Source organism: Spirillospora sp. NPDC049652 (assembly GCF_040675125.1).
Taxonomy (GTDB): Bacteria; Actinomycetota; Actinomycetes; order Streptosporangiales; family Streptosporangiaceae; genus Spirillospora.
The window spans coordinates 1-4,393 of the sequence record NZ_JBFAOF010000622.1; the positions used below are offsets into that span (position 1 = coordinate 1).

5 protein-coding genes and 1 pseudogene are annotated in these 4,393 nt (G+C 75.2%); 4 read left to right on the forward strand and 2 right to left on the reverse strand.

From position 1 onward, the window contains the following. A pseudogene (locus AB0J52_RS29265) lies at window positions 1-248 on the reverse strand (hypothetical protein); the annotation flags it as partial. Window positions 249-584: 336 nt separating this feature from the next. Here AB0J52_RS29265 and AB0J52_RS29270 point away from each other — a divergent pair. From AB0J52_RS29270 to AB0J52_RS29280, 3 genes are all read left to right on the forward strand, one after another. Then, window positions 585-1,577 (forward strand): ABC transporter ATP-binding protein, encoded by a 993-nt coding sequence (locus AB0J52_RS29270; protein ID WP_500185762.1) that lies wholly within the window; start codon window positions 585-587, stop codon window positions 1,575-1,577. A gap of 116 nt (window positions 1,578-1,693) precedes the next feature. Next, window positions 1,694-2,692: an ornithine cyclodeaminase family protein gene (locus AB0J52_RS29275; protein WP_500185763.1), complete on the forward strand. Its 999-nt coding sequence runs from the start codon at window positions 1,694-1,696 to the stop codon at window positions 2,690-2,692. A gap of 92 nt (window positions 2,693-2,784) precedes the next feature. Then, window positions 2,785-3,579 (forward strand): patatin-like phospholipase family protein, encoded by a 795-nt coding sequence (locus tag AB0J52_RS29280; RefSeq protein ID WP_500185764.1) that lies wholly within the window; start codon window positions 2,785-2,787, stop codon window positions 3,577-3,579. A 27-nt stretch (window positions 3,580-3,606) separates the two neighbouring features. On the opposite strand, the gene AB0J52_RS29285 is transcribed toward AB0J52_RS29280, so the two are convergent. Further along, window positions 3,607-3,813 (reverse strand): hypothetical protein, encoded by a 207-nt coding sequence (locus AB0J52_RS29285; protein ID WP_500185765.1) that lies wholly within the window; start codon window positions 3,811-3,813, stop codon window positions 3,607-3,609. A gap of 141 nt (window positions 3,814-3,954) precedes the next feature. On the opposite strand from AB0J52_RS29285, the gene AB0J52_RS29290 reads away from it, so the two are divergent. Then, window positions 3,955-4,393 (forward strand): SDR family NAD(P)-dependent oxidoreductase (locus AB0J52_RS29290; protein WP_500185766.1); only part of this gene is annotated, 439 nt, incomplete at its 3' end.

Below are 4,393 nucleotides of genomic sequence, written 5' to 3' on the forward strand. Positions count from 1 at the left end.
GTGTGTGCGAGCCGCCCGGTCGCGTCGTCCACGTAGGACCCGGCGGTGGCCCCGCCGAGCTCGGCGGACAGGTCCTTGGCCAGGGCGGCCTGAGCGGCCGCCGGGGAGTGGGCCGCCGCCGGTGCGGCGGCGCCCGTCCCGGGGGCCGCGGACGCGAGCGCCGGTGCGGCGGCCAGGCCGGCCGCCGTCAGGCCGAGGGCCGTGCACAGCACGACCGGTCCGCGTCCGCGGATGTGACGGTTTTTCACTGGGCCTCCAGAGGGGATTGGGCGCGCCCCTAATGGCGCGCCGGAGGTTCCCCCGAGCCTGATGGCTCCGGTTCCCTGAACGGAACCCGAGAAAGTGCCGAAGGATCGCCGGAGGCGTTGGCACATTGGGTGCGGGTCCGAATGGGCGTTTCGGGCAGGGTGATCCGATGGCCGAAACCCCCGCGGCGTTGGATGACGTGTCCAACAACGGCCCGGCGGCGGTGCCGGACGGGCCTGTCCGGCGCGTCCGGCCGGACGTATCGTCGAAGGCGGCGGGGGCGGCACAGCAGGCCACGGGAACCACCCCGCCCCCGGCCTCCGCCCGTTGGAGTCGCCATGGGCATCGAGATCCGGGTGGAAGGGCTCAGGAAGTCGTTCGGACGGCAGGTCGTCTGGGAGGACGTCACGCTCACGGTCCCGGCCGGCGAGATCTCCGCGCTGCTCGGGCCGTCCGGCACCGGCAAGTCGGTCTTCCTGAAGAACCTGGTGGGGCTGCTGCGCCCGGACCGCGGCCACGTCTACGTGGACGGCCGCGACGTGCCCCGCGTCCGCGAGAACGAGCTGTACGAGGTGCGCCGCCGGTTCGGCGTGCTGTTCCAGGACGGCGCGCTGTTCGGCTCGATGAGCATCTACGACAACATCGCGTTCCCGCTGCGCGAGCACACCCGCAAGAGCGAGTCGGAGATCCGGCGGATCGTCCTGGAGAAGATGGAGATGGTCGGCCTGACCGGCTCCGGCGACAAGCTGCCGGGGGAGATCTCGGGCGGGATGAAGAAGCGCGCCGGGCTCGCCCGCGCGCTCGTCCTCGACCCCGAGGTGATCCTCGCCGACGAGCCCGACTCCGGCCTCGACCCGGTCCGGACGGCCTACCTGAACCAGCTGTTCGTGGACCTGAACGCCGAGATGGGCGCGACGTTCCTCATCGTCACCCACGACATCGGCACCGCCCGCGTCCTGCCCGACAACCTCGGCCTGCTGTTCCGCCGCGGCCTGGTCATGTTCGGGCCGCGCGAGATGGTGCTGTCCAGCACGCACCCGGCCGTGGACCAGTTCTTCAACGCCCGCCGCCAGGGCCCGATCGGCATGGCCGAGGAGAAGGACGCCGCCGACCAGGCCGCCGAGGGCGAGGCCCCGCGCGCGCTGCCCGCGCCGATCCAGCCGCAGCTCATGCCGAGCGACGGCCGCGTCCGGCCGTCCATGCGGCGGCCGGGGGAGTGGCTGGCCGCCCACCACGTCAAGCCGCCGCCCGGCTCGTTCGTCGACGAGACGGGACGGGACTGGCTGCGGGACTGGGACGCGCTGACCGCGGAACGGCAACGTCCCCAGTAACCGTCCCGCGCGAAGGAGCCCCACGCCCGCGCGCCCGCACGCCCGCAGGCCCGCACGTCCGCACGTCCGCAGGCCCGAACGTCCCGGACGGCCGGTCGGGTTGCGACAATCGGGACGTGACGCTGCTGCTGAACCGCTCCGACCTCGAACGCCACCTCGACCCCGCCGCGATCATCGCGGCCCTGCGCGCCGGGTTCACCGCCGAACCGGGCGAGACCGCCGCGCGCCGGGTGGTGTCCGCGCTGCCCGGCCCGGGCACCGCGACCGCGCTCATCCCCGGCCTGGTCGCGGGCGTTCCGGCCTACACGGTCAAGGTCAACGCGAAGTTCCCGGCGTCCCGGCCCGCGCTGCGCGGCGTGGTCTGCCTGCACGACCTGGAGACCGGCGAGCTGCTCGCGCTGCTCGACTCGGCGACCGTCACCGCCTGGCGCACCGGCCTCGCCGCCGCCCTCGGCACCGCCGTCCTCGCCCGGCGCGGCGGCGGGCAGGTCGCGGTCATCGGCGCGGGCGCGCAGTCCGACCTGGTGCTGCGCGGCCTCGGCGCCCTCCGCGACGCCCCCGCCGCCGGCGGTCCCGAACTCACCGGCACGGGCCTCGGCATCACCGGGCTCACCGTCACCGACCTGGACGCCGACCGCGCCGCCGCGTTCGCCGAGCGGCACGGGGAGCGGCTCGGCGTCCCGGCCGGGATCGCCGTCGACGCGCGCGCCGCAGCCGAGGACGCGGACATCGTGATCACGGCGACCTGGGCGCGGCGCCCGCTGCTGCACGCCGCCGACATCGCCCCCGGCACCCACCTGACCGCGCTCGGCGCGGACGAGCGCGGCAAGTCCGAACTGGCCCCCGACCTGCTCGAACGCGCCCGCGTCGTGGTCGACGACCTGCCCCTCGCGGTAGAGATGGGCGTGCTCGCGACGGCGGGCCTGTCGGTGGGGGACGCCGCCGGGACGCTCGGCGACCTGCTACGCGGGGAGGTCCCCGGCCGCGTCCGCGACGAGGAGGTCACCGTCTACGCCCCCGTCGGCCTGCCCTGGCAGGACCTCGCGCTCTCCTGGGCGGCCTACCAGGCGGCCCGCGCCGCCCGCGTCGGCACATCGTTCGACTTCCTCGGATGAGCCATCGGCCGCCGGGGACCGGCCGGTGAGACCTTGGTCGCACACCGAAAGTCCGATACCGCCGGTCAGGGCCGGTCTCTAGGTTGGAACCCATGACGACCTCCTCTGACGTCGCGCTCGTCCTCGGGCCGGGCGGCCCGGTCGGGACGGCGTGGCTGCTCGGCCTCGCCAACGGCCTCCGCCGCGCGGGCGTGGACCTCGCCCGCGCGGACCTCATCGTCGGCACCTCGGCGGGCGCGATCGCCGGGGCGGCGATCGCCACCGGCCGCGACCTGGACGGGCTCGCCGAGCTCCCGCCGCGCGAGCGGATCGGCGACCCGACCGCGATGGCCCGCGTGGCGCAGATCATGAACGGGGCCGGCGCGGATCCGGCCGCGGCGCTGCGCGCGGTGGGAGCGCTGGCCCGCGAGGTGGCCGCGATGCCGGGTGAGCAGCACATGGCCGCCATGGAGTGGACGGTCGGCACGAGCGTGTGGCCGGACGCGAACCTGCTGGTCACCGCCGTGGACGTCGAGGCCGGGCGGCCCGTCGTCTGGACGCGCGACAGCGGTGTCCCGCTGCACGCCGCCGTCGCGTCGAGCAGTGCCGCGCCCGGCGCCGTCCGTCCGGTCGAGATCGACGGCCGCGAGTACATCGACGGCGCGTTCGGCGGCGGGTCGAACGTCCACCTCGCGGCGGGCGCGGGGACGCTCGTCCTCATCGAGCCGATGGGCGGCATGATGCCCGGCCCGGACGGCGGAGCCGACCTGCGGATCCTTCCCGACGCCGCCGCCCTGGAGGCGTTCGGCCCGGACATCGGCGACCGGAACCGCTGGAGCCCGGCCTACCAGGAGGGACTCCGGCAGTCCGCCGACCTCGTCAAGCCCCTCGCCGACCTGCTGACCTAACGCCTCCGGACCCGTCCGCGTCGCCGCCTACCGGCCGACCCGGGGGTGCTGCGAGGTCAGGTGCCATCCCGCGCAGGTCGGGCAGCGGTAGGCGCGGGTCTCGGCCTTGTCCCGGTCCTGGCGTCCCTGGTGCTGGATCGTCGCCAGAGCCAGCGTGGCGGCGATGCGGTCCCGGAAGCGGACCTTGCCCGTGGGGCAGCGGGTCGGCGGGTGCGGGGTTCGGCGACGGGACATCGGAGCCACCTCCGGCGCGTCAGGGTGATGGTTCCGGTGTACCGCAGGATGGGGGCAAAGTCCCGACTTCATCCGGCAAATGGGGCGGAAGGGGCTCAGGTCACCATTGAACCCTGTTCGCTTTCGTGTTGGGGTGAAGAGGTGATCTGGGACCGCTTCCGCCTCGACGGCCGGGTCGCCGTCGTGACCGGCGCCGGACGGGGCATCGGCGCGGCCTCCGCCGTCGCGCTCGCGCAGGCCGGCGCCGACGTCGTCCTCGCCGCCCGCACCGAGGAGCAGCTGCGCAAGGTCGCCGCCGAGGTCGAGGCCGCCGGGCGGAGGGCGCTGGTCGTCCCGTCCGACCTGGCCGACCCGGCCGCCTGCGCCGACCTGGCCGGACGCGCCGCGAGCGCCTTCGGCCGCGTCGACATCGTCGTCAACAACGTCGGCGGCGCGCTGCCGCGGGCGTTCCTCGACACCGGGCCCGCCGACCTGGAGGAGGCGTTCCGGTTCAACGTCTCCGGCGCGCACGCCCTGACCAGCGCGGCCGTCCCGCACATGCTCGCGGCGGGCGGCGGAGCGGTCGTCAACATCGCGTCCG